We start from the raw sequence: 23,314 nt of genomic DNA, 5'->3' as shown, positions 1-23,314 counted from the left end.
CCCCCATGCTCACCGCCGCCGACTACCAACCGCCTCGCTGGCTGCGCAACGCGCACGTGCAGTCGGTGCTGAGCAGCAGTCCCTGGCGGCGACGTCGCGGCGAGTGGTCGCTGGCGCAGTGCGGTGCGGTCACAACCGCGCACCTGATCGACGGCGGTGACGGCGTGCGCCTGCAGGGCCTACACAGCGCGGTTCCCGGCACGGCGTCGCGCGGCCTGGCGTTGTTGCTGCACGGCTGGGAAGGCAGCGTCGATTCCAGCTACATGCGCCTGACGGCCGCGCAGCTGCTGCGCCGCGGGTTCGAGGTGTTCCGCCTCAACTTCCGCGACCATGGGGACACGCACCACCTCAACGAAGGCCTGTTCCACTCCAATCGCATCGACGAAGTCGTGCACGCGGCCCGCGACGTCGCCCAGCGCTTCGCGCAGCGACCGCTGGTGGTGGCGGGTTATTCGCTGGGCGGCAACTTCGCGCTGCGGCTGGCGCTGCGTGCGCCGGCGGCGGGACTGGAGATCGCCCGCGTCGCCGCGGTGTGCCCGGTGCTGGACCCGGCCCGCACGATGGAATCGATGGAGCAGGGGCTGCCGCTGTACCTGTGGTACTTCGAGCACAAGTGGCGCAGCTCGCTGGCGCGCAAGCGCGAACTGTTCCCGCAGCTGCACGCCTTCGACGACGACGTGCTCGGCTTGCGGATGCGTCCGCTGACCCGGTGGATGGTGGAACGGCACACCGATTTCGGCACCCTCGACAACTACTTCGACGGCTACTGCATCGCCGGCGACCGCCTGTCCGGGCTGCAGGTGCCGGTGAGCGTGCTGACCGCCGCCGACGACCCGGTGATCCCGGTCGAAGGCTTCCGCCAGCTGCAGCTGCCCGCCGGCGCCCGACTGGAAATCGCGCCGTGGGGCGGCCACTGCGGTTTCCTGGAGAACCGTCGGCTGGAGGGCTTCGCCGAACGGTGGGTGGCCGACCAGCTGCAGGGTTGACCTGGTCGGGCGCTTTCACGAATCCCCGCCCGGCGCCCGGAATGAGCCCGTCGCCACAGCTACAATCGGCGTTTTCCCCGAAGCACCCCACCCATGTACGAGAACATCCAGGATGCGCTGCGCCGTGGCGCCGCCGCCGAAGCCCTGACCGCCGCCCGCGCGGCCGTCGCCGAACAGCCCCAGGACGCCGACGCCCAGCGCCTGCTCGCCGCCGCGCAGCGCATGTCCGGCGACAGCAGCGCCGCCCTGGCGACCATCGACAGCGCCCTGGCGCTCTCGCCCGACGATGCCGGCCTGCACCTGGAGCGCGCCAACCTGCTGATGGGCGACCCGGCCCAGCTCGACGAAGTGCAGGCCTCGCTCGCCCGCACCCTGGGCCTGGACCCGAACCAGTTCCCCGCCTACATCCTGCAGGGCCAGCTGGCGCTCGGCCGTGGCGACCTGGAGGAAGCCAACCGCCTGGCCCGTACCGCATCGCGCCTGGCCCCCAACCACCCGCAGATCGCCGGCATCGACGGCATGGTCGCCCTGTACCGCGGCCAACACGACGTGGCGCTGAAGATCCTCACCGATGCCGCCCAGCGCGCACCCGGCGACGTCAGCCTGCGCCCGGCGCTGGGTTTCGCCTACCTGATGAACGGGCATTTCGCCTTCGCCGAGCAGACCTTCCGCAGCCTGCTCGACCGCAACCCGGACTCGCTGCCGTTGCGCACGCTGGTCGCCGACCTGATGCGCCGCCAGGGCCGTCCCGGTGAAGCCGCCGACAGCCTGGCCACGCTGGTGCGCAGTGAAGAAGCCACGCCCGGCCTGCGCCGCACCTACGCCCGGCTGGAAATCGAGGCCGGCCGCCCGGAGCGCGCCCTGCCGCCGTTGCTGGCGGCGTTCGAGCGCGATCCCGATGACCTCCCGACGCTGGAAGGCCTGGTCGACGCCTGGCGCTACGGCAACGACATCGACGGTGCGCGCACGGCGCTGGAATCGGCGCTCGCCCAGCGCCCGACCAGCAACGCGCTGTGGCGCGCGCGCCTGCTGTTCGAACCCTTCGCCGGCGATGGCGCGACCGACGTGGTGGAGCGCTGGTTGAAGGCGATGCCCGACCACATCCCCGCGCTTGAAGCCCGCGCCACCATCCACGACCAGAAGGGCGAAACCGAACTGGCCGACGCGATCGCCTACCAGGTGGCCGCGCTGGATCCGGGCCGCAGCTCGGCCGAGCTGCGCATCGTCGACATCCTGCTGCGCCGCGACCCCAAGGAAGCCGTCGTCCATGTCGAAGGCATGCTGGCCAAGACCAACGACATCTCGTTGCGCCGCGCCACCCGCCAGCTGCTGGGCCGCTGCCAGGACCTGGCTGGCGATCCAGTCGCCGCGGTCGCCACCTGGGTGGAGCTACAGGCCGAAGTCGTCGCCGAGCGCCTGCCGCTGCCGCCGTTGAGCGTGCCGCCGACCGATGTCGAATTGCCGCCGCTGGCCGACGTCCCCGAAGGCACCCCGGGCGTGCTGCTGCTGTGGGGTCCGCCGGGTTCGCGCGTGGAAGCCATCGCCGCCACCCTGTCCGCCGGCGGTGCGCCGCTGTTCGTCGATCGCACCAGCGCCCAACCGCCGCGCGATCCGTTGCAGCGCTACGGCACCGCGCAGGAACTGCGCGACGGCACGCTCGACGGCGGCTTCATGGTCAGCCAGTGGCGCGCGGCACTGCCGGCACGCGGCAACACCGGCGGTCCGGTCTTCGACTGGCTGCTGTGGTGGGATAACGCCCTGCTGCAGGCGCTGCGTCCGCACCTGCCCGAGGCGCTGCTGATGGTCGGCCTGCGCGACCCGCGCGACATGCTGCTCGACTGGCTGGCCTGGGGCGCGGCGACGCCGTTCGCACTGGAATCGCCGCTCGCCGGCGCGACCTGGATGGCGCAGATGCTGGGACAGATCGCCGACCTGTACGAAGGCAAGCAACTGCAGAACGCGCTGATCCCGCTGGACGACATCGAGCGCAATCCGCAGGCATTGGCGCAGATGGTGAACACGACCCTGGGCCTGGAGCTGCCGCCGGCGCCGGCCAACGCATTCGGCACGCAGCGCTTCGGTGCAGGCCACTGGCGCACGTTCGCGCAGCCGCTGGCGGAAGCCTTCGCGCTGCTCACGCCGGTGGCGGTGCGCCTGGGCTATCCGGAAAACTGAGGTCGCGCCGACCCGCTTCGCAACGGGTCGCCGCGGTCGCGGTGCACGAAAATCCGGACGCCACACGCATGCCGCGTGGCGTCCGCCAGGGCCTGATCACGCAGGGAGCCGGGGACGAGCATGAAGATCCGCAGCGACAGCTTCGAACACCGCCAGCGTATTCCCGCGCAATTCGCCGCCGGCCAGCCCAGCGGCGACGGCTTCGGTTTTGCCGCCAACCGCAATCCGCACCTGGCGTGGGATGACGTGCCCGCCGGCACGCGTTCCTTCGCCTTGCTGTGCATCGATCCGGACGTGCCCACCGATGCCAGCGGCGCGCAGATTCCCGCCGATCAGCCGCGCACCGATTTCACCCACTGGGCCATGGTCGACATTCCCGCCGACGTGCGCGAGATTGCGGCGGGCAGCTGCAGCGATGGCGTCGTGCCGCATGGCAAGGCGCAGCCCGCCGGACCGGCCGGTAGTCGCCAGGGACTGAACGACTACACCGGCTGGTTCGCCGGCGACGCCGACATGGGTGGCGACTGGCTTGGTTACGACGGCCCGTTCCCGCCGCCGCACGACTTGCGCCTGCACCGTTACTTCTTCCGCCTGTTCGCGCTCGACGTCGCCACGCTCGCCGTGCCCGCGCGCTTCACCGCCGCCGACGCGCTGCGTGCGATGCACGGCCACGTGCTTGGCGAGGCGACGATCCACGGGACCTATTCGCTCAATCCCGCGGTGGTGGGTTGAGCAGGCAACGCTGAACCTTCGGCGCACTCCAGACAGGCCGCGCCCGGCCATTTCATCCGCCTGCAGCTGAGCCAGGCGAGCGATTCTTCGCTGATGCCAGCGTCAGGGAAACGATGATGCGCCACGCGGCGCGTGCACCGCGGTCGCGTGACGCTACGGCGCCGCCGCGAATTCCAGTCGTTCGCCGTCTGCGGTCAGCAGCTGCAGCGACGCGCCATCGCCGGTCATGCGCAGCGCGCCCTGCAGGCGCTGCGAGATGGCGTCGTCCAGTTTCATAAGCCGCGAATCCATGCACGCCATCTTCGTCTGCATCAGCGCCGAAACCTGCAGCGAGTCGCCTTGCTGCGCGTAGCCACCGCTGATGCGGTTGCAGCCGCCACCGATGGCGATGCGGCCGCCGGCGAATTCCACCCGCAACGGCCGCGCCGGTAACGGTTGCAGCGCTGCGATGCCCTGGCCGTTGCGATCGCTGGCGCGCACCAGCGACCAGGCCTGCCCTTCCAGCGTGGGACGCGCCGCGTGCGTCGGCGCGCCAGTCGCGTCGCCGCCGGGCGTGGCTTCGCCGCTGCCGGATGCGGTGGTGCACGCCACCAGCAGCGCAGTGGCGAAGGCGGCAGTCAGTCGGGGCATCAGCATCGTCATGGCTCCGTGGTTTTGTCGCGACGATAGCCGCAAGCGCGCGCCGCGGCGATGAAGGCACGGCGACGCGGAACCGTCAGCCGCCGTTGGGCACCAGCAACAGCAGCGCCACGCCCACCGCGACGCGATACACCGCGAAGGCGGTGAACCGATGGCTGCGGATGTAGTGCAGCAGCCATTTCACCGCGACGAACGCAGTCAGCGCCGACGCGACGAACGCCACGCCCAGCACCGCCCAGTCCTCCGGCGCGGCCTGCGGGTCGCCCGCCATTTCCAGCAGTTCGTACGCGGTGGCGGCGAACATCGTCGGGATGCCGACCAGGAACGCGAATTCCGTCGCCGCCGCGCGGCTGGTGGTGCCGGCGAGGAGGGCGACGAAGATCGTCGCGGCCGAGCGCGACGTCCCCGGGAACACGCCCGCAACCACCTGCGCCAGACCGACCAGCAGGGCGACCGTCCACGTGATCGCCTCGCGTTCGCCCAACACGGCCGCGCGCTTGGCGGCGAAGTGTTCGGCGCCGACCATCCACACCGCGCCGACGATCAGCGCCCAAGCCACCGGGTCGACCGTGTCGGGCAGCTGGAAGCCGAGCTTCTTCACGATCACGCCCAGCACCGCGGTGACGCCAAACGCGACCGCGAGCTTGCCGGCGTAGTCGCGGCTCGCGTGATCGCTGAAAAAGCCCGTTGCCAGCTGCCACAGCCGCTGCCGGTAGACCACCACCACCGCGAGGATCGCGCCGGCCTGGATGGCGACGTTGAACAGGTCGCTGCGCTGCCCGAGCCAGCGCTCGGCGATCAGCAGGTGCCCAGTGCTGGAGATCGGCAGGAACTCGGTGATGCCTTCGATGATGCCCAGCAGCAGGGCGGCAAGCAGGTCGACGAGAGCGGGGTCGGTCATGAAGCGGGCTCAGGAGGGATGTCGGTGTCACGGGAACCGGCGCAAGCTGCACCGCCGGACCTGACGCAAGCGGCAAGGGTAGCGGCCGGCCGCAATCGCGACCAGATGCACCATTCAGGTGCGCCACGGTTGCGTGCGACGCAAAATGGTGCAGTTTGCGATTGCCAAGCCACTCTACTCCAATTGAATCAATTGGTTAGGGGCGCAAAAACGTTGGCACGCCGCTTGCGTAACAGACTTCGTCCCGCTTCAAACCTTCGCCATCCACACCTCCCGGAGCCGCCATGTCGATCGAGAACATCGAAAAACTCATCAAGGACCACAAGGTCGAATTCGTCGACCTGCGCTTCGCCGACATGCGCGGCGTGCAGCACCACGTGACCTTCCCCAAGTCGATCATCGAGCCGGGGCTGTTCGAAGACGGCAAGATGTTCGACGGTTCGTCGATCTCCGGCTGGAAGGGCATCAACGAGTCCGACATGGTGCTGCTGCCCGACCCGTCGACCGCGTTCCTGGATCCGTTCACCGCCGATCCGACCCTGGTGCTGACCTGCGACATCCTCGACCCGGCGACCATGCAGGCCTACTCGCGCGATCCGCGCGGCGTCGCCAAGCGCGCCGAGGCCTACCTGAAGTCCACCGGCATCGCCGACCAGGCGTTCTTCGGTCCGGAACCGGAATTCTTCATCTTCGACAGCGTCCGTTTCGCCAATGAAATGGGCCACACCTTCTTCCACGTCGATTCCGAAGAAGCGCATTGGAACTCCGGTCGCGACTACGACGGCCGCAACACCGGCTACCGTCCGATGGTGAAGGGCGGTTACTTCCCGGTCGCCCCGCTGGACTCGCTGCACGACATCCGCGCCGAGATGTGCAAGACGCTGGAACAGGTCGGCATCGAAGTCGAAGTGCACCACCACGAAGTCGCCAATGCCGGCCAGTGCGAGATCGGCACCAAGTTCAGCTCGCTGACCAAGAAGGCCGACGACCTGCTGACGATGAAGTACATCATCAAGAACGTCGCCCACCGCAACGGCAAGACCGCGACGTTCATGCCCAAGCCCATCGTCGGCGACAACGGCAGCGGCATGCACGTGCACCAGTCGCTCGCCAAGGGCGGCGTCAACCTGTTCTCCGGCGACGGCTACGGCGGCCTGTCGCAGATGGCGCTGTGGTACATCGGCGGCATCTTCAAGCACGCCCGCGCGATCAATGCGTTCGCCAACTCGACCACCAACAGCTACAAGCGCCTGGTGCCGGGTTACGAAGCGCCGGTGATGCTGGCCTACTCGGCGAGCAACCGTTCGGCGTCGTGCCGCATTCCGTACGTCGCCAACCCGAAGGCGCGCCGCATCGAGATCCGCTTCCCCGATCCGATGAACACCGGCTACCTGATCTTCGCCGCGCTGATGATGGCCGGCCTGGACGGCATCAAGAACCAGATCGACCCGGGCGCACCGAGCGACAAGGACCTGTACGACCTGCCGCCGGAAGAAGAGAAGGGCATCCCGACCGTGTGCCACTCGCTGGACCAGGCGCTGGAAGCGCTGGACAAGGACCGCGACTTCCTCAAGGCCGGTGGCGTGTTCACCGACGACTTCATCGATGGCTACATCGCGCTGAAGATGAAGGAAGTCACCGCGTTCCGCGCCGCGACCCACCCGCTGGAATACCAGCTGTACTACACGATCTAACCGCCTGCAGTCGTCAACACGCTCCCCGCGCATGCGTCGCGGGAGCGCGCAGCAAACGCCCCGTGGCCCGCGCCATGGGGCGTGTTCCGGGCCCGCAGCACGAGCGCCACCGGCGCGAATTGCCTTGTTGTTGACGTCTCCAACAACAACAGCACGACAAGGCGGCTGAAGGCCCCGTCCCGGCGCACCGCGCACGGGCGAAGCGACACCTGCAACACGACGTCGCAACACTCCCGCAGTAACCAGGAACGACTGTGGCGCCCGCGAGGGCGCACGGGCAGTCGCGCGCCTGGACTGCGTAGGCCAGGTATCCGGAGCGCTACCGAAGGGAAGCACGCAACACGCACCACGAAGCCATTGACCGGGGAGGGGCCACCAACCATGAGAGGCCTTGAGTCATGTCGCATCGTTACTACGCAGTTGCCCGTTCCACCGTAGCCGCAGCATCCGCTTCCACTGTCGTGCCTGCAGTGCCCGTCGTCATGACCCGCGCCGCCAAAGCGCTGACGACGACCATCGCCGTGACCCTGCTCTTCCTCGTTGCCACGAGTGAGGCGAACGCTGGCACGTCCGGTTCGGTGACGCTCGCCAGCGATTACGTCTTCCGTGGCGTCTCGCAAACCAACCAGGAACCCGCGTTGCAGGCGGGCCTGGAATACGCGGCCGACAGCGGCCTGTACGTCGGCACCTGGGGCAGCAACATCAGCTGGCTGTCCGATCTCACCGCCGCCGGCATTCCGGTGTCGAGCAGTCTTGAGCTCGATGTCTACGGCGGCTATCGCGGCAAGTTCAGTGACAAGGTTGCCTTCGACGTCGGCGCGATCTACTACGCGTATCCCGGCGATTTCCCCTCCGGCTTCAACAGCGCCGACACCGCCGAGCTCTACGTCGGCGTCACCGCGGGCCCGTTCGCCCACACCACGCTGGGTGCGAAGTACTCCTACGCCGTCACCGACCTGTTCGGCTACGCCGCCTCCGACGGCAGCGGCTACCTGGACCTCAACGCCAACTGGGAATTCGTGCCCACCTGGACGCTCAACGTCCATGGCGGAAAGCAGTGGGTCGAGAACAACGACGTCGCCGAATACGCCGAATGGAAGGTGGGCGTGACCAAGGGCTTCGACAACGGTTTCTCCGCGGCGCTGGCGTACTCCGACACCGACGCCGACCAGCCGTTCTACACCAACGCCTACGGCAACAAGCTGGCCGGCGAGACGGTGCTGCTGACGATCACGAAAACGTTCTGAGCGGTTTCCCTGCACACGCTCCAATCACGCGTTCACGCAATCACGCACAGCAAAACCACGCAACAGCAAAACCATGGGAGCCGATCGATGAAACTGATCACCGCGATCATCCGTCCGTTCAAGCTCGACGAGGTGCGCGAAGCACTCACCGACGTCGGCGTATCGGGCATCACTGTCACCGAGGTCAAGGGCTTCGGTCGACAGAAGGGACATACCGAGCTGTACCGCGGCGCCGAGTACGTCGTCGATTTCCTGCCCAAGCTCAAGGTGGAATGCGCGGTCACGGAAGCCGCGCTGGAAGCGGCGCTGGAGGCGGTCGCCAACGCCGCGCGGACCGGCAAGGTCGGCGACGGCAAGATCTTCGTACAGGCACTCGAACGCACGGTGCGCATCCGCACCGGCGAGCTCGATGACGACGCCCTCTGACCCCAAGCGAGATTCGACATGCATACGATGACGATCGAACCCCGCGAACGCGGGAAAATGATGGATAACAACACGACGACGCGCATCAGGACGATGCTGCGCCGATGCGCGCTGGGCATCGCGGCCGGGGTCGCGGCAGGATTAGCGCCGCTGGCCGCATTCGCGCAGGAAGCCGCGCCCGCACCGGTGGCGAACAAGGGCGACATCGCCTGGTTGCTGGTGTGCTCGGCGCTGGTCATCTTCATGACCTTGCCGGGACTGGCGCTGTTCTATGGCGGCCTGGTGCGCGGCAAGAACGTGCTGTCGGTGCTGATGCAGTGCCTGCTGGTGTTCTCGCTGGTGGCGGTGTTGTGGGTGCTGTACGGCTATTCGCTGGCGTTCACCGGCGGCAACGCGTTCATCGGCGGCTGGGACCGGTTGTTCGCGAACGGGCTCACCGCCAGCGCGATGGCGGCGACGTTCACCAAGGGCGTCTACATCCCGGAACTGGTGTTCTTCGTGTTCCAGGGCGCGTTCGCGTGCATCACCTGCGCACTGATCGTCGGTGCGTTCGCGGAACGGGTGAAGTTCGCCGGCGTGCTGGTGTTCACCGTGCTGTGGTTCACCTTCGCCTATGCGCCGATGGCGCACATGGTGTGGTTCTTCCCGGGCCCGGATGCGTTCACCAGCAATGACGCGGTGCCGGGCGTGCTGGCGCAATCGGGTTATCTGTTCGCCAAGGGCGCGCTGGATTTCGCCGGCGGTACCGTGGTGCACATCAACGCGGCTGTCGCCGGCCTGGTCGGCGCCTACGTCATCGGCAAGCGCGTGGGCTACGGCCGCGAGGCGATCAAGCCGCACAACCTGACGCAGACGATGGTGGGTGCCTCGATCCTGTGGTTCGGCTGGTTCGGCTTCAACGCCGGCTCCGCGCTGGAAGCCAATGCGGTGGCCGCGCAGGCCTTCGTCAACACGTTCCTCGCGACCGCCGCCGCGGTGCTGGGCTGGACCACGGTGGAATGGATCGGCAAGGGTAAGCCGTCGATGCTCGGTGCGGCCTCGGGGGCGGTCGCGGGCCTGGTCGCGATCACGCCAGCCGCCGGCTTCGTCGGTCTGTGCGGTGCGTTGGTCATCGGTGCGCTCGCCGGCGTGGTGTGCCTGTGGGGCGTGAGCGGGTTGAAGCGATTGCTCGGCGCGGACGACGCACTGGATGTGTTCGGTGTGCACGGCCTCGGCGGCATTCTTGGCGCGCTGCTGACCGGCGTGTTCGCTTCGCCGAAACTCGGCGGCGCCGGCATCTGGGATTACGTCACCGAAACCGCGCTGCCGGATTACGACATCGCGGCGCAGCTGTGGATCCAGGCGCAGGGCGTGCTGGTGACGGTGGCGTTGTCGGGCAGCGTCGCGCTGGTGGCCTTCCTGATCGTGAAGTACACCGTCGGCCTGCGCGTCAACGAGGAATCCGAGCGCGAAGGCCTCGACATCTCCTCGCATGGCGAAACCGCGTACGAGAACTGAGCGGCGCGGCGTCCGCGTGGCCGGCCCGGTCGGGCCGGTCGCCGGGCACCGTTCGTCGGGCAGTCCGGTTGCAGGCGACCGGGCTGCCCGATCCGGCGCGTTGGATGGATTAGGCCAACACGAAGGAGCGGGACGTCATGGACGATCGCGAGCTGCAGCGCCGCTTGCAGGGCTTCGACTTCTATCGGGGTCCCCTTTCCGGCACCGTCGACCGGGCCACCCTCGACGCGATAGCCGGTTTCCTCAACAACGGTCGGGTGCCGGTGCCGCCCGGATGGTCAAAGGCGCGCCGGGTTCTGGCCGCGAAGCAGCTCGTGTGTCGCCACGACCAGATCGAAGTCGGCGCGATCGATGGCCTGGATGGACCGCAGACCCGCCACGCGTTCGCGGTGTATGCCGATCGGCTCGACGGTGGCGGACAGGCGCGGATCCCGGAACGCGACATCGAACCGGCGACAGCCGAGCCGGCGACCGCGCCGACGACCTGGCCGCGCCAGCGCGACATCGAGGCGTTCTATGGGCCCAAGGGCGTGAACCAGGTGCGCCTGCAACTCCCGTTCCCGATGCGCCTGGCCTGGGACACTTCCTACGTCGTGAACGGCTTCTCCATCCATCGCAAGGCGCATGCCTCGGCCCTGCGCTGCTTCGGTGCAATCGAGAGGAATTACAGCGCGACACGCCGGCGCGAGCTCGGCCTGGACCTGTTTGGTGGCTGCCTGAATGTCCGGCGGATGCGCGGCGGCGAGAGCTGGTCCATGCACTCGTGGGGCATCGCCATCGATTTCGATCCGGACCGCAACGGCCTGCATTCCACCCGCGATACCGCACGCCTGGCGCGCCCGGACTGCGACGCCTTCTGGAAGATCTGGGAGGACGAGGGCTGGGTGTCGCTGGGCCGCACCCGCAACTACGACTGGATGCACATCCAGGCGGCGCGTCTCTAGCGACCCGGCTTCGGGCGATCGGCGCCGGCCAGTCCCACGCATTGCACTAAGATGGTGCAATGCCACTTCCTCCGCCCGATCTGGACGCCTTGGCCACCCCCCTGGCGTGGACCGACGCCGCGGGCGCCGTGTCCGGGAGCAATCCGGCGTTTGCGCACTGGCTGGGCGTCAGCATCCGTCGCCTGCCGGGATTGCCGCTGGCTTCGCTCGAGGCCGGCGGCCGCGTGCTGGCCGGCGTGCTGTCGGGGTCCGATCGCGACGCCGTCCGCTTGCGCCACCTGGCCGTGGCTTTCCCGGGGCAAGGCGAAGTGCGTTTCGCTGATCTCACCCTGACCCGCTGGGGCGGCGGCTGGCTGGTGGAGGCTCATCCGGTCGACGAATTTCCCGGCGAAGACCCGGCACTGGCGCTGCCGTCCGCGCTTGCCGCCGCGCTCAAGGGCATGGCGCACGAGCTGCGCAATCCGCTCGCGGGGCTGAAGGGTGCGGCGCAACTGCTGGCCAGGCGGATCGATGCCAGCACCGCCGAGGGCGAAGACTCGCGTGAACTGGTCGAGCTGATCGATGCCGAAGTCGCGCGCCTGACCGCGCTGATCGACCGCCTGCTCTCGCCCACGCCGGCACGCCCGCACGAGCCGCTCAACATCCACGCCGTGCTCGAACGCGTGCTGCGCCTGGCCGAAGCCGACGCCGGCTGGGCGGTGAAACTCGCACGCGACTACGACCCCAGCCTGCCCGACGTGACCGGCGACGCCGACCGCCTGACCCAGGCAGCATGGAACCTGGTGCGCAACGCGATCGAAGCCGGCGCGGTCAACGTCACCCTGCGTACCCGCGCCGAACATGGCGCGCGCATCGGCGACGACCCGCATTCGCTCGCGCTGCGTTTGGAAATCATCGACGACGGCCGCGGCGTGCCTGAAGAATTGGCCGAGCGCGTGTTCATGCCACTGGTGACCGGGCGCGCCGAGGGTTCGGGGCTGGGCCTGGCGCTCGCGCAGACGGTGGCGCGCGAGCACCGCGGTTCGCTGTCGTATCGCTCGCGGCCCGGGCACACCGTATTCACGCTGCTGCTGCCGATGGCGATCGAGAACAACCGCGGCGAAGCCGTCCGCGAAGAAGGCACCGACGATGAAGGCAGCCACGAATGACGCCTGACGCCCGCATCTGGATCGTCGATGACGACCGCGCCGTCCGCTTCGTGCTCGCCACCGCGCTGCGCGATGCCGGGTATGCCGTCGACGCCTTCGAGAGCGCCGCCGACGCGTTGGCCGCGCTGCGCACGCGGGAAGCGCCCGCACTCCTGTTCACCGACGTGCGCATGCCCGGCGACGACGGCCTGGTGCTGCTCGAGAAGCTCAAGGCGTCCCATCCCGCGCTGCCGGTGATCGTGATGAGCGCCTATACCGATGTCGCCAGCACCGCCGGCGCCTTCCGTGGTGGCGCGCACGAGTTCATGTCCAAGCCCTTCGACCTGGACGACGCGGTGGCGCTGGCCGGTCGCGCCCTGCCTTTGCGTATTGATTCATTGCCCGCACAGGGAAGTGTGGGTATGGGTTCCGGGTCCGCGCCTGACCAGGCGGCGCCAGCGGTCACGGATCCCACCGCATCGGATCTCCCCGCGTCGGCCCAGCTGATTGGCGACACGCCCGCGATGCGTGCGTTGTTCCGCGCGATCGGCCGCCTCGCGCAAGCGCCGCTGTCGGTGCTGATCACCGGCGAAACCGGCACCGGCAAGGAGCTGGTCGCGCGCGCCCTGCATCGGGAATCGCCTCGCGCTGCGAAACCCTTCGTCGCGCTCAACACCGCCGCCATTCCCGCCGAGCTGCTGGAGAGCGAGCTGTTCGGCCACGAAGCCGGCGCCTTCACCGGTGCCACGCGACGCCATCCCGGCCGCTTCGAGCAGGCCAGCGGCGGCACCCTGTTTCTCGACGAGATCGGCGACATGCCGTTGCCGCTGCAGACGCGGTTGCTGCGCGTACTGGCCGAAGGCGAGTTCTTCCGCGTCGGTGGGCGTGAACTTATCCGCGTCGACGTGCGCGTGATCGCCGCCACCCACCAGGACCTGGAAGCGCAGGTGCGCGACGGCCGTTTCCGCGCCGACCTGCTGCACCGGCTCGACGTTGTCCGCCTGCGCCTGCCGCCGTTGCGCGAGCGCCGCGAGGACGTGCCGAAGCTGGCCGAGCGTTTCCTCGCATCGGCCGCGCGCCGGTTCGACGCACCGGTCAAGCGCCTGCGCCGCGATGCGGTCGAACGCCTGCTCGGCCACGATTGGCCCGGCAACGTCCGCGAACTGGAAAACCTGTGTTGGCGACTGGCCGCACTGGCGCCGGGCGACCTCATCGGCGCGGGCGACCTCGACACGGTGATGACGCCACCGACCGCCGCCGCAACGCCCGCGGATGCCGGGGCATGGGATGCGCAGCTGGCAGCGTGGGCGCGCGCGCAATTCGCCGCCGGGCACGAAGACCTGCATGCGCTCGCGCGCGAGCGCTTCGACCACGCCCTGTTCGAAGCCGCGCTGGAACACACCGGCGGACGTCGTTCGCAGGCCGCCGCATTGCTGGGGCTGGGTCGCAACACGCTCACCCGCAAGCTCGGGCCGGGACGCGGACGGAAGTGAATGCCGGTGCGATGGCGGGCGTCTGGATGACTCGCCCTTGATCGTCATCCCCGCGTGAGGCGGAAGCGCTTCACAACGGCGAAGCCGATCATCCAGGGACGCTGTTGCTCATCGGCGGGACGTTTTGATGACCGACCTCGCTGCTGCAAATCGCTTCGCGCTTGGGGATGACGGCAGCAGTCACCCTTCCTTCGTGACCAGGGAACCTCTGAACAAAGTCTTGCACTGTCATCCCGAGCGCAGCGAGGGATCTGTTTTCCGCGGCGAAAACAGCAGCTCCATCGCCGCGCTCGGGACGACATTTGACGTATTCAGACCCTCCCTGGCGCAGACGCCGAGCGCGCATTCCACACCGGCTGCTTGACGCCACCTTTCCCCTTGCTGCGTCACGCTGCAACGCGCCCGGCACTTGATTCCATCGCTTCGAAGGCGCCCCATGTGCCTCATTCGCGACATCGTCCCGTGACATCTGGAGGTCCACCATGAGAACCGTCTTGCTAGCCGGAATTGCCGGCACGACCCTGGCGTTGAGCGCCTGCGGATCGGCGCCTACGCGATCGAGCGGGCCGGTGGTGTCGACCGTGGCGTCCGCTAGCGTACTTGTGACACCTGCCTCGGGCAGCCTGGTCAGCGGCAAGCTGGCGCTGGTACCGACGCCGACCGGCGTGCGCGTGACCGGTGAGCTCGGCAGCCTGCCGATCGGTACCCATGCCATCCACATCCACGAGAAGGGCGATTGCTCGGCGGTGGACGCGACCAGTGCGGGCGGTCACTTCAATCCGCGGGCGCAGCCGCACGGCAAGGCGGACAGCGGCCCGCACCACGGCGGCGACATGGACAACATCATCGCCAGTGGCGATGGCGTCGCCCACGTGGATGTACAGGCGTTTGGCGTGACCCTCGGCGGCGATGCATCGACCGACGTGATCGGCCGCGCCATCGTCGTGCACGCGGTGGCCGATGATTATCACAGCCAGCCTGCGGGCAATGCCGGGGCGCGTGTGGCGTGCGGCGTGATCAGGGCGAAGTAGCGGGACAAAGCTCGTAGGGCGGGCCTTGGCCCGCCATCGCGAGCGCTCTCAATCGGGGAAGTCATTTCGCGAGACGTGGAGCAGTCCATGCAACGGATGGCGGGCCAAGGCCCGCCCTACAGTGCGTCGCGCGCGTCGGCTTCGTCGTTTCCGCAATGCACGAACGTCACCGCCACCCCGTGCGCGCCCAGCACCGCGGCGATCTGCCGTTGCCGCGCCTGGAAGTGCTGGTGCTGGCGTTCCAGTCGTTCGCGGCATTCGGGTGTGTCGCACGACGCCTCGGCGGCGTAACGCGCCTTCCACGCCCGCGGTTCGAGCATCGCGATCCGCGCTTCGCCGTCGACGTAGTGCACCAGCGGCTCGGGCAGCGCGTCCAGCCATGCTTCGCCCTGCGGGTCGAGCAGCGCGGTTTCCAGCAGCGGCCACAAGGCTCCCAGGCCCGCGTGTTCGTACTGCAGCGCGGTCATCGCGGCCAGGTCGTGGGCGGTGAGGTAGCGCGCGTGTTCGACCACCAGCCCGAAGGCCTGCTGCGCCGCCAATGCGGTGGCCGCGCCGGCCATGCCGCGTTCGATCAGTTCGGTCTCGAAGGCGTCACCGACGCGCGACACCCGCGCCGCGTCGTCGCCAGTCGCCGCGCCGCTGAGCAGGAACGGCACCAGCCGCAGCGGCCCGCCGAAATAATCCGCTGACGGCGCCAGCGCACCGGGCAGCTGGCCGTCGTGCGCGCCGAAGGCGATCACGCGGCCGCTGGCGTCGCCGGGCGCACGCGCGGCGAGCTGGTCGAGTTCGCGATGCAGCGCCCAGCCCGGACGCAGCAGTTCCACCGGGTCGTAATGCGCGCCGACCGTGACCAGTTGCAACTGCGCCGCGTCCGGGGCGAAGCCGGCCAGGTCGCGGGCGATGCCTTCGACCAGCGCGGCGGCCTCGTCGCGGGTCAGGCTGGCGCGCGCGACCGGCGCGTCCCCACGCAGCTCCAGCGCCAACGCACCCAGCACGTGCAGTGGTTCATGCGGCGTGGCGTCGGCGGTGGCGGGAATCGTGGTCAAGACGCGGTCCTTTGTGGGTTTCTCGCACCGGAATGCGGCGCTACACTCGCTCATTATCACCGTCCGCATGGGTATGGCGGGCGGGAAGCAGTTTTCCGGTGGCCCGCCCGCGCGGTCCGTCCCCCATTCGAGGTGTCCCGATGCGTCCAGTCCGTCCCGTTGCCGTGCTCGGCGGCGTCCGTATTCCATTCTGCCGCCAGAACACCGCTTACGCGGACGTCGGCAACCTGGGCATGTCGGTGCGTACGCTCGGGGCGCTGGTCGAGCGGTTCGGGCTGCACGGCCAGCAGCTGGGCGAAGTCGCCATGGGCGCGGTGATCAAGCATTCCAGCGACTGGAACCTCGGCCGCGAAGCCGCGCTCTCCTCCGGCCTGTCGCCGCTGACCCCGGGCATCACGATGCAGCGCGCGTGCGGCACCTCGCTGGACACGATCGTCGCCGTCGCCAACAAGATCGCAAACGGGCAGATCGAAGCCGGCATCGGCGGCGGTTCGGACACCACCTCCGACGTGCCGATCGTCTACGGCAAGACGCTGCGCCGACGCCTGCTCAACGCAGCGATGGGCAAGACCACGCAGGACAAGCTGCGCGCGTTCAAGGGTTTCTCCTTCCGCGAACTCAAGCCCGATTTCCCGGGCGTGGCCGAGCCGCGCACCGGCAAGTCGATGGGCGAGCACTGCGAGGACATGGCGAAGGAGTGGAACATCTCGCGCGACTCGCAGGACGAGTGGGCGCTGTCCTCGCACAGGAAGCTCGCCGCCGCCTACGAGCGCGGTTTCTTCGACGACCTGGTGGTCAGCTTCCGCGGCGTGTCGCGCGACAACATCCTGCGCGCGGACTCGACGCTGGAGAAACTCGCCTCGCTGAAGCCGGCGTTCGACAAGACCTCCGGCCGCGGCACGCTTACGGCCGCCAATTCCACCCCGCTGACCGATGGTGCGTCCGCCTGCCTGCTGGCGTCGGAGGAGTGGGCGGCGAAGAACGGCCACGAAGTGCTGTGCCACCTGCGCGACGCGCACGTCGCCGCGGTCGATTTCGTCCATGGCGAAGGCCTGCTGATGGCGCCCACCGTGGCGGTGCCGGAGATGCTGGCGCGCAATAGCCTGACCCTGCAGGACTTCGACATCTACGAGATCCACGAAGCCTTCGCCGCGCAGGTGCTGTGCACGCTGCGCGCCTGGGAAAGCGAGGACTACTGCAGGAACCGGCTTGGCCTGTCCGCGCCGCTGGGCCGCATCGATCCGGCGAAGATCAATCCGGTGGGTTCCTCGCTCGCCGCGGGGCATCCGTTCGCCGCGACCGGCGCGCGCATTGTTGCGACCGCGGCCAAGCAGCTGAAGGAACGCGGCGGCGGCCGAGCGCTGATCTCGATCTGCACCGCCGGCGGCATGGGCGTGGTGGCTATCCTCGAGCGTTGAGTTGAAACGCGCGTCGATCGCGGAAGCCGGTCGCGTCGTGGTCGCTGCGATGCGCGTGGCCTTGCCAGTGAGCCGTCGCAGGCCTGCCGCAAGGGTACTGCTCGTTGCGCTGCTGGTCGCCGCGCCGCTGCAGGCGGCGATGCCGCGTGCGTTCGACGTGGTCGCGTATCGGGCGCAGGTTGAGCCCGATCTGGCCACGCGTTCCATCCGTGGCGCCGTCACCGTGCGTTTGCGCACCACCGCGCCGACGGCGGACATCGCACTGGATCGCGGTGCGCTGGTCATCGACGCCGTGGAAGAAGACGGGCATGCGTTGGAATTCAGCGACGAAGGCACGCGCGTGCGCATCCGACTGCCCCGCACCGCCCGCGCGGGCGAACGTCATCGCATCACGCTGCGCTACCACGGCACGCCGGCCTACGGCCTGGAGTTCGCACCGGATCGTGCGCAGGTCTACACCGTGTTCTCCACCAGCCAGTGGCTGCCGGTGGTGGATGCACCGGACGAACGCGCCACGCTCGACCTGGCGGTGCTGCTTCCCGCCGACCTGCAGGCCGTCGGCAATGGCCAGGCGCTGTCGCCGCGACGACAAGGCGATGCGCGCGTGCTGCATCGCTGGCGCCTGCGTGATTCCGTACCGTCGTATGTCTACGGATTTGCCGCCGGTCGTTTCAACGAGGCCTTCGGCAACGCGGGGAACGTCCGGCTGCGCTACCTGGGCGAGGGCTTCAACGCGGCGGAGCTGCAGCGCGTCTTCACCGATACGCGCGACATGCTGGCCTTCTTCGCCGACAAGGCCGGCGTGCCGTACGCGGGCACGCGTTACACGCAGGCGCTGGTGGACAACACGGTGGGGCAGGAGCTGGCCGGCTTCGCCCTGCTGTCCGAGGACTACGGCCACGAAGTCCTCGCGGATCCGCAACGCTCAGGGCTGATCGCGCACGAGGCCGCGCACCAGTGGTGGGGCAACCGCGTCACCTGCGCGGGCTGGGAGCAGTTCTGGCTCAACGAAGGCGTGGCGACGTTCATGGCGGCGGCTTACCTGGAGCATCGGTTCGGTCGCGTCATCTACGACGCGCAGGTGGAGCGCTGGCGCACGCGCGTCGAGCGCCTTCGCGCCGAAGGCAAGGACAAGCCGCTGGTATTTCCCGATTGGAATCACCCCAGCGGCGACGACCGGGCCGTGGTCTACCAGAAGGGCGCGTACGTGCTGCACCTGTTGCGACTGCGCCTGGGCGAAGACGCATTCTGGGCGGGACTGCGGGACTACACGCGGACGCACATCGATCGCACGGTGGACACCCGCGACCTGCAGGTGGCGATGCAGCGACACAGCCCGGACGACCTGGCGCCGTTCTTCGCGCAGTGGATTTATCGCCGCTAAACGCCGCCTGCGAAAGCGCGTCCGACCAACCCCGAATCCGCAGCGCGCTCGTTAGAGTCCGAGCGCGCCACACGGCCAATGCGGCCGTCGCTGGCGTCCCACGCCAACCACTCACAGGGGATAGTTCGATGCGCACCAGGCTTTGCACGGGATTGCTGGCTTTCATCATGGTGGTTGGAATAGGCGCCTGTTCGCGAGCGCCGCAACAGGCAGAATCCGTTGCCGCGGATGCCGCGGATGCCGCGGCTACCGCCGAAGCCGCACCCGCGGCAGCGCCGCCGGCCGAGATGGCAATGCGCTCGGCACAAAGCGCAGACGCGGCTGCCGACGCCGCCACCACTACCGCGCCCGAACCCGACGTGCAGTCGCAACTGCAATCGACGGCCACGACGCAGGACGACGGTGAGCGCAAGTTCATCCGCACTGCCAGCGCGCGCTTCCGGGTGAAGGAGGTCTACAGCGCCGCGCTCGCGATCGAGGACCTGGTCGCGCAGCACGGCGGATTTGTCGTGCGCAACAACATCAGCACGCAGGTCGAGAGCGTGCAGTCGCATCCCAGTGGCGACGGCAAGCTGATCGAGCTGGCGACCTACAGCGTCAACGGCGACCTGCAGGTGCGCGTGCCCAGTGCGCGGGCGCAGGCGTTCCTGCGCGCGATGGCGGGGCAGGTGGAGTTCCTCGACAGCCGCAATTTCGAGGCGATGGACGCGCAGTTCGAATTGCTGCGGCAGCAGCTGGCCTATGCACGCGAGCAGCAGGCGCAGCGCGCGCTGGGCGACATCGCGCAGGGGCCGGGCAAGGTCGGCGACAGGGCCGACGTCGTCGCCGCGCGCACCGGTTCGCAGGCGCAGCGCGACGAAGCGATGATCGCGCAGCGCACGTACGAAGACCGCATCGCCTTCGCCACCATCGATCTGTCGGTGTACCAGTCGCAACAGGTGCGCCGTACCGAGCGGCCGGACGTGGCGGCGATCGTGCGCGACAGCGGCCCGGGTTTCTTCACCCGGCTGGGTCACTCGCTGGCCGTGGGCTGGTACGCGCTGCTCGACGTCGTCGTCGCGCTGGCCGGGTTGTGGCCGCTGTGGCTGGTGGTGGCGGCGCTGACGGTTGCGCTGCGTCGCTGGCGGCGCACGGGACGTCGCGAAGGCTGATCACGGTTGCCCGATGTCCGTAGGCCGCGTCGGCATGAGCGACGCGGCTTGCGGGTGCACGGACTTACTGGCGCAGGCGCGGCAGGCCGAGTGCGTCGCGTTCCTCGATCGCGGCCTGGTCGGAAATCTTCTGGCGCAGGTCGCGGCCGGGCAGCTCGGTCACTGCTTCGCCGCGGGTGGCGCGCAGTGCGTTGACATAGCTCAATCGCGCACGGGTTTCATCGCCCGCTGCGGTGAAGCCGTGGCCCAGCTCCTCCCACGCCTCGGCCCCCGCGCCTTGGCCGATCGCACGGTGCAACAGCGCTTCGGCCTGCGGCCATTGGTTTTGTGCGCGGGCGAGCCGTGCCAGCGTGAGCAGCAGGGACGGGCTGTCGGGACGCTGCTGCAACCAGCGCTGCGCGTTGCTGGTGCGCGTTTCGATGCGACCGATCTGAAGGCGGCCGTACAACGCGGCCAGTGATTCGTCCCACTGCGTGTCGAGCGCGGATTCGATGCTCTTCGCCGCGGCATCGTCCCAGCGCAGCGCGGCCGCGCGTTGTGCGTAGGCGGCGACGATCGCGGCGTTGCTGCGCAGCGGCTTGGGCAACGCTTCCCAGCGATCCGCCAGGACGTTGGCGTCGCTGGCTTCGATCAGGCCGGCCTGCGCCCAGTGCGCTTCCAGTTCGTCCAGTTGCGCGGCCGGCAGCGCCTGCTGCCGGCGCAGCGCGCCGAGCAGGCCATAGGCTTCACCGGCGCGGCCCAATGCGGCCAGCGTCTGCGCGCGCAGGGCCAGTCCGCGCGGCGGCAAGGGCTGCGCGGACGGCGCGTCGAGCGCGGCGAGTGCGTCCGCGTGACGTCCCTGCGCGCGGGCGAGTTCGGCGATGGCGACGGCATGCGAGGCCGGTTGTGTCGACGCCAGCTCATCGGCGTGCACGCGTGCCTGGTCGAGGTCGCCGCGCTTGCGGGCCGCGCGACTGGCGGCGAGGCGGGCGACGGTCGCGACGTCATCGCTCTTGGCTGCCTGCAGCAACGATTTCTCCGCGCGTTCCCAGTGTCCCTGTTCGGCGGCGAGCAGGCCTTCGGTGAGCCGCGCGCGGGCCTGCTTCTTGCGATGCCGACGCAGTGCGACAAAGGGCAGGCTGAGCACCTTCCACGCCAGCCACACGGCGAGGAAAACGCCCAGCCCGATCAGCAGCGCGCCGAACAACGTCGAGGAGTAGTCGTTGCCGCCGTAGCGCACCAGCACGTAGCCCGGATCGCGGACCAGCACCTGCGCGACGAGCGCGCCGAGCAGCGCCAGTGCGAGCCAGAACAGCAGGTTGCGGAAGAGGTTCATGCAGGCTCCGTGTGCGTGGATTCCAGGCGGTGGTCGTGGCGGCGGCGATGCTGTCGGCGACTACGCGGACAATCGCGACGATGACCATCGCTTCCGTGCGCGCGCCGCGGGTCCCGCGTCACGCCAGCGGGTTCGCAGGTGCGGCGGCGACGTCGCATCGCCGCTTCACCGCGTCCGCAGCTGCCGCAGTTGCTTGAGTGTGCTGCCCAGCGTGGGTAGCGCAGGTGAAAGCGGCAGCGCGGCGATCGCCTTGAGGGACGCGCGCTGCCGCGTCAGCGCCGGCGAATCCGGCGCCAGGCGTTGCAGCCAGGCATCGGCACGATGCAGCGCATCGTCGTAACCGCGTGTGTCGCGGCGTTCGGCGGCGGCGCGGGCGAGCGAGACTTCCAGCTGCAATCCGGCCAGCGCGGCGGCACGGTCGGCCGGTTGCACGGCGATGGCGCGGTCGCTGGGCTGTACCTGCAGCACCGTGCCGAACGCGCGCTGCCACCACGACTGCGCGGGTGCCGACGTGGCGACGCCGCCGGAATCGGGCGCGGTCACGCCCTGGGCGAAGACATCCAGCTGCGCGATCGCACGCACGCGCGGATCCACGCCCAGCGCGTCCAGGCCGGCGCGTTCCTGCAGCAATGTCTGGCGCAGGCTGAGGTAGGCGGGATCGTCGATGCCGTCGAGCACGCCGCTGGCCAGCGCATACGCGCGGCGCGCGCCGTCCAGATCGCCGGCAACCTGCAGGCGCTGTTCGCCCAGGATCAGCAGCATCTCGGTTTCATCCAGGCGCAGCGCCTGTGCGCCGTGGCGGTCGGGATCGGCAAGCTTGTTGACGGTGTCCTCGAGCAACGCGGCACGCTGGGTGATGCCGTCGAGTTCGTCGCGCAGCACCCGGTTGAGCGAGTCCGCCTGTTGCAGGCGACGGCCGTGGGAACGCTGTTCGTTGCGCAGCGTATTGATGCGTTCGCCCATCGCGTCGAGTTGCTGTCGCGCCTGCGCCAGGTCTTCGCTCTCGTGTTGCCGCCACTTTTGCCAGCCCAGGTAACCGCTGGCCGCGACCAGCACCAGCGGAATCAGCCACAGGGCGTGGTGGGCGCGGCGCGGGGCGGACTGCTCGGGCGTGGTCGACACGGCGGATATTCCGTTGGTCGCGGTCGGGGCCTTCATGCTACCGGATGCGTGCGGCCGTCTCCGCTGGATCCTCGCTCGACTGCACCAACCGGACCTTACCCAACACGATCCATGGGCCCCGCGGCGGCGAGCAGCTCGCGGGGGCGCGGACCGGCCGCGAGCACGACGTCAACGAAACCCAGCGTGCGCGCGAGTGCCTGCAACCGCGGACTGGCGGCGACCACGCGCGCGTCGCGAAGGCGGGTGGCGATGTCGTCCGGCACGCTGGCCAGCACTTGCTGCAATGCCTCGCCACTGCTGAGTGCCAGTACCAGCGGGCCGCGGATCGCGCGAAGTCGTTCCAGCGCGCGCGGGGATAGGGCGATGGTTTCGCGCAGGTAGACGTCAGCGCGCACCACGCGTGCGCCGCGCGACCGCAATGCCGGGGCGATCGCGTCGCGGCCACCGGGCGCCGTGACCAGCCCGATGCTGTCGCCGTTGGCGACCTGCAGCGCAGGCAGGTCGAGCAGCCCCTCGCTGTCCATGCGTGCAGGCGCCTGGACCTCGGCGACGCCGGCGCGTCGCAGCGCAGCTGCGGTGCCCGCGCCGACTGCGCACCAGGCTTGTCCGCGCCGCGGTCGCAACGGTTGCAGCGCGCGCGCCGCACGCACCGCGGCAGGACTGGTGAACACCACGCGCGTCGCCGCCAGCGCCGCGTCCAGTTGTCCGCGCGTGTCGTCATCGTCCAGCAGGCGCAGTCGCCACGGCGACAGCGCGACCAGGCGCGCGCCGTGGAGCGCGGCAGTACGGCGCAAGGCCTCGTGCTCGCCACTGGGCCGCAACGAGACCACGTACCATGATGTCGAGGCGGTTCGGGCCGGCATGGCGCAAAGCTTCGCACACCCGCCACCGTGGTCCGGTGGTCGTGCGATCGGACGAAGCAACAAGGCTGCTTCGTCCGGCATGACCCACGGAACCGCCGACTGCCGTACAACCGCCCACCGACA

General features: G+C 69.1%; 21 protein-coding genes. 15 read left to right on the top strand and 6 right to left on the bottom strand.

The features are described from left to right. Nucleotides 1-5: 5 nt before the first annotated feature. The 3 genes from ACYVD7_RS11305 (at nucleotide 6) to ACYVD7_RS11295 (ending at nucleotide 3,893) form a co-directional block, all read left to right on the top strand. Nucleotides 6-986 carry a YheT family hydrolase gene (locus tag ACYVD7_RS11305; RefSeq protein WP_460763421.1) on the top strand — a complete coding sequence of 327 codons (981 nt, stop codon included), beginning with the start codon at nucleotides 6-8 and terminating at the stop codon, nucleotides 984-986. A gap of 93 nt (nucleotides 987-1,079) precedes the next feature. Next, nucleotides 1,080-3,161 carry a tetratricopeptide repeat protein gene (locus ACYVD7_RS11300; protein WP_460763085.1) on the top strand — a complete coding sequence of 694 codons (2,082 nt, stop codon included), beginning with the start codon at nucleotides 1,080-1,082 and terminating at the stop codon, nucleotides 3,159-3,161. 120 nt (nucleotides 3,162-3,281) lie between these two features. Then, nucleotides 3,282-3,893, top strand: coding sequence for a YbhB/YbcL family Raf kinase inhibitor-like protein (locus ACYVD7_RS11295; protein WP_460763082.1), 612 nt, complete (start codon nucleotides 3,282-3,284; stop codon nucleotides 3,891-3,893). 153 nt (nucleotides 3,894-4,046) lie between these two features. Here the strand turns inward: ACYVD7_RS11295 and ACYVD7_RS11290 are convergent, their stop codons facing one another. Both ACYVD7_RS11290 and ACYVD7_RS11285 read right to left on the bottom strand, forming a co-directional pair. Continuing rightward, a complete protein-coding gene (locus ACYVD7_RS11290) occupies nucleotides 4,047-4,529 on the bottom strand; it encodes an META domain-containing protein (protein WP_460763079.1) in 483 nt (160 codons plus the stop codon). A 79-nt stretch (nucleotides 4,530-4,608) separates the two neighbouring features. Beyond that, entirely contained in the window at nucleotides 4,609-5,433 is an 825-nt protein-coding gene (locus ACYVD7_RS11285; RefSeq protein ID WP_460763076.1) for an undecaprenyl-diphosphate phosphatase, read from the bottom strand. A 284-nt stretch (nucleotides 5,434-5,717) separates the two neighbouring features. Here ACYVD7_RS11285 and glnA point away from each other — a divergent pair, with 284 nt between their 5' ends. The 9 genes from glnA to ACYVD7_RS11240 all read left to right on the top strand — a co-directional run bounded on the left by glnA (nucleotide 5,718) and on the right by ACYVD7_RS11240 (nucleotide 14,892). After that, entirely contained in the window at nucleotides 5,718-7,127 is a 1,410-nt protein-coding gene (gene glnA / locus ACYVD7_RS11280; protein WP_460763074.1) for a type I glutamate--ammonia ligase, read from the top strand. 482 nt (nucleotides 7,128-7,609) lie between these two features. After that, complete coding sequence (locus ACYVD7_RS11275) at nucleotides 7,610-8,374, top strand: TorF family putative porin (protein ID WP_460763071.1); 765 nt, start codon at nucleotides 7,610-7,612, stop codon at nucleotides 8,372-8,374. 87 nt (nucleotides 8,375-8,461) lie between these two features. Further along, on the top strand, nucleotides 8,462-8,800 hold the full coding sequence (locus ACYVD7_RS11270; RefSeq protein ID WP_460763068.1) for a P-II family nitrogen regulator: 339 nt from the start codon (nucleotides 8,462-8,464) through the stop codon (nucleotides 8,798-8,800). 93 nt (nucleotides 8,801-8,893) lie between these two features. Then, a complete protein-coding gene (locus ACYVD7_RS11265; protein ID WP_460763418.1) occupies nucleotides 8,894-10,297 on the top strand; it encodes an ammonium transporter in 1,404 nt (467 codons plus the stop codon). A 137-nt stretch (nucleotides 10,298-10,434) separates the two neighbouring features. Next, complete coding sequence (locus ACYVD7_RS11260; RefSeq protein ID WP_460763066.1) at nucleotides 10,435-11,241, top strand: M15 family metallopeptidase; 807 nt, start codon at nucleotides 10,435-10,437, stop codon at nucleotides 11,239-11,241. Nucleotides 11,242-11,300: 59 nt separating this feature from the next. Continuing rightward, nucleotides 11,301-12,389: a two-component system sensor histidine kinase NtrB gene (locus ACYVD7_RS11255; protein ID WP_460763062.1), complete on the top strand. Its 1,089-nt coding sequence runs from the start codon at nucleotides 11,301-11,303 to the stop codon at nucleotides 12,387-12,389. After that, complete coding sequence (ntrC, locus tag ACYVD7_RS11250; protein WP_460763060.1) at nucleotides 12,386-13,861, top strand: nitrogen regulation protein NR(I); 1,476 nt, start codon at nucleotides 12,386-12,388, stop codon at nucleotides 13,859-13,861. Before ACYVD7_RS11255 ends, ntrC begins: the two co-directional genes overlap by 4 nt. Nucleotides 13,862-13,988: 127 nt before the next feature. Beyond that, entirely contained in the window at nucleotides 13,989-14,225 is a 237-nt protein-coding gene (locus tag ACYVD7_RS11245; protein ID WP_460763057.1) for a hypothetical protein, read from the top strand. Nucleotides 14,226-14,343: 118 nt separating this feature from the next. Next, nucleotides 14,344-14,892: a superoxide dismutase family protein gene (locus ACYVD7_RS11240; protein WP_460763054.1), complete on the top strand. Its 549-nt coding sequence runs from the start codon at nucleotides 14,344-14,346 to the stop codon at nucleotides 14,890-14,892. 116 nt (nucleotides 14,893-15,008) lie between these two features. Here ACYVD7_RS11240 and ACYVD7_RS11235 read toward each other — a convergent pair whose 3' ends face one another. Next, the gene (locus ACYVD7_RS11235; RefSeq protein WP_460763415.1) at nucleotides 15,009-15,929 is read right to left on the bottom strand and encodes a hypothetical protein; all 921 of its coding nucleotides are present in this window, start codon (nucleotides 15,927-15,929) and stop codon (nucleotides 15,009-15,011) included. Nucleotides 15,930-16,063: 134 nt separating this feature from the next. On the opposite strand from ACYVD7_RS11235, the gene ACYVD7_RS11230 reads away from it, so the two are divergent. From ACYVD7_RS11230 to ACYVD7_RS11220, 3 genes are all read left to right on the top strand, one after another. Beyond that, a complete protein-coding gene (locus tag ACYVD7_RS11230; RefSeq protein ID WP_460763412.1) occupies nucleotides 16,064-17,356 on the top strand; it encodes an acetyl-CoA C-acetyltransferase in 1,293 nt (430 codons plus the stop codon). Between the two features lies 1 nt (nucleotide 17,357). After that, complete coding sequence (locus ACYVD7_RS11225; protein WP_460763051.1) at nucleotides 17,358-18,740, top strand: M1 family metallopeptidase; 1,383 nt, start codon at nucleotides 17,358-17,360, stop codon at nucleotides 18,738-18,740. Between the two features lie 128 nt (nucleotides 18,741-18,868). Next, complete coding sequence (locus ACYVD7_RS11220; protein WP_460763049.1) at nucleotides 18,869-19,891, top strand: DUF4349 domain-containing protein; 1,023 nt, start codon at nucleotides 18,869-18,871, stop codon at nucleotides 19,889-19,891. A gap of 64 nt (nucleotides 19,892-19,955) precedes the next feature. On the opposite strand, the gene ACYVD7_RS11215 is transcribed toward ACYVD7_RS11220, so the two are convergent. The 3 genes from ACYVD7_RS11215 to ACYVD7_RS11205 all read right to left on the bottom strand — a co-directional run bounded on the left by ACYVD7_RS11215 (nucleotide 19,956) and on the right by ACYVD7_RS11205 (nucleotide 23,122). Beyond that, nucleotides 19,956-21,206, bottom strand: coding sequence for a heme biosynthesis HemY N-terminal domain-containing protein (locus ACYVD7_RS11215; RefSeq protein WP_460763046.1), 1,251 nt, complete (start codon nucleotides 21,204-21,206; stop codon nucleotides 19,956-19,958). A 165-nt stretch (nucleotides 21,207-21,371) separates the two neighbouring features. Beyond that, entirely contained in the window at nucleotides 21,372-22,364 is a 993-nt protein-coding gene (locus ACYVD7_RS11210; protein ID WP_460763043.1) for a uroporphyrinogen-III C-methyltransferase, read from the bottom strand. A 59-nt stretch (nucleotides 22,365-22,423) separates the two neighbouring features. Then, nucleotides 22,424-23,122: a uroporphyrinogen-III synthase gene (locus ACYVD7_RS11205; RefSeq protein WP_460763041.1), complete on the bottom strand. Its 699-nt coding sequence runs from the start codon at nucleotides 23,120-23,122 to the stop codon at nucleotides 22,424-22,426. Between the last annotated feature and the right edge of the window lie 192 nt (nucleotides 23,123-23,314).

This window comes from Lysobacter fragariae, from assembly GCF_054779775.1.
Note: the sequence above shows the minus strand (reverse complement) of the source record. Positions and strands in the feature narration are given on the sequence as shown.

Coding starts and splice junctions, on each gene's coding strand:
- ACYVD7_RS11265 (WP_460763418.1), top strand. CDS start 8,894: ATGCTGCGCCGATGCGCGCTGGGCATCGCGGCCGGGGTCGCGGCAGGA.
- glnA (WP_460763074.1), top strand. CDS start 5,718: ATGTCGATCGAGAACATCGAAAAACTCATCAAGGACCACAAGGTCGAA.
- ACYVD7_RS11290 (WP_460763079.1), bottom strand. CDS start 4,529: ATGCTGATGCCCCGACTGACTGCCGCCTTCGCCACTGCGCTGCTGGTG.
- ACYVD7_RS11295 (WP_460763082.1), top strand. CDS start 3,282: ATGAAGATCCGCAGCGACAGCTTCGAACACCGCCAGCGTATTCCCGCG.
- ACYVD7_RS11245 (WP_460763057.1), top strand. CDS start 13,989: ATGACCGACCTCGCTGCTGCAAATCGCTTCGCGCTTGGGGATGACGGC.
- ACYVD7_RS11220 (WP_460763049.1), top strand. CDS start 18,869: ATGCGCACCAGGCTTTGCACGGGATTGCTGGCTTTCATCATGGTGGTT.
- ACYVD7_RS11270 (WP_460763068.1), top strand. CDS start 8,462: ATGAAACTGATCACCGCGATCATCCGTCCGTTCAAGCTCGACGAGGTG.
- ACYVD7_RS11240 (WP_460763054.1), top strand. CDS start 14,344: ATGAGAACCGTCTTGCTAGCCGGAATTGCCGGCACGACCCTGGCGTTG.
- ACYVD7_RS11255 (WP_460763062.1), top strand. CDS start 11,301: ATGCCACTTCCTCCGCCCGATCTGGACGCCTTGGCCACCCCCCTGGCG.
- ACYVD7_RS11260 (WP_460763066.1), top strand. CDS start 10,435: ATGGACGATCGCGAGCTGCAGCGCCGCTTGCAGGGCTTCGACTTCTAT.
- ACYVD7_RS11285 (WP_460763076.1), bottom strand. CDS start 5,433: ATGACCGACCCCGCTCTCGTCGACCTGCTTGCCGCCCTGCTGCTGGGC.
- ACYVD7_RS11215 (WP_460763046.1), bottom strand. CDS start 21,206: ATGAACCTCTTCCGCAACCTGCTGTTCTGGCTCGCACTGGCGCTGCTC.
- ACYVD7_RS11305 (WP_460763421.1), top strand. CDS start 6: ATGCTCACCGCCGCCGACTACCAACCGCCTCGCTGGCTGCGCAACGCG.
- ACYVD7_RS11275 (WP_460763071.1), top strand. CDS start 7,610: ATGACCCGCGCCGCCAAAGCGCTGACGACGACCATCGCCGTGACCCTG.
- ACYVD7_RS11210 (WP_460763043.1), bottom strand. CDS start 22,364: ATGAAGGCCCCGACCGCGACCAACGGAATATCCGCCGTGTCGACCACG.
- ntrC (WP_460763060.1), top strand. CDS start 12,386: ATGACGCCTGACGCCCGCATCTGGATCGTCGATGACGACCGCGCCGTC.
- ACYVD7_RS11300 (WP_460763085.1), top strand. CDS start 1,080: ATGTACGAGAACATCCAGGATGCGCTGCGCCGTGGCGCCGCCGCCGAA.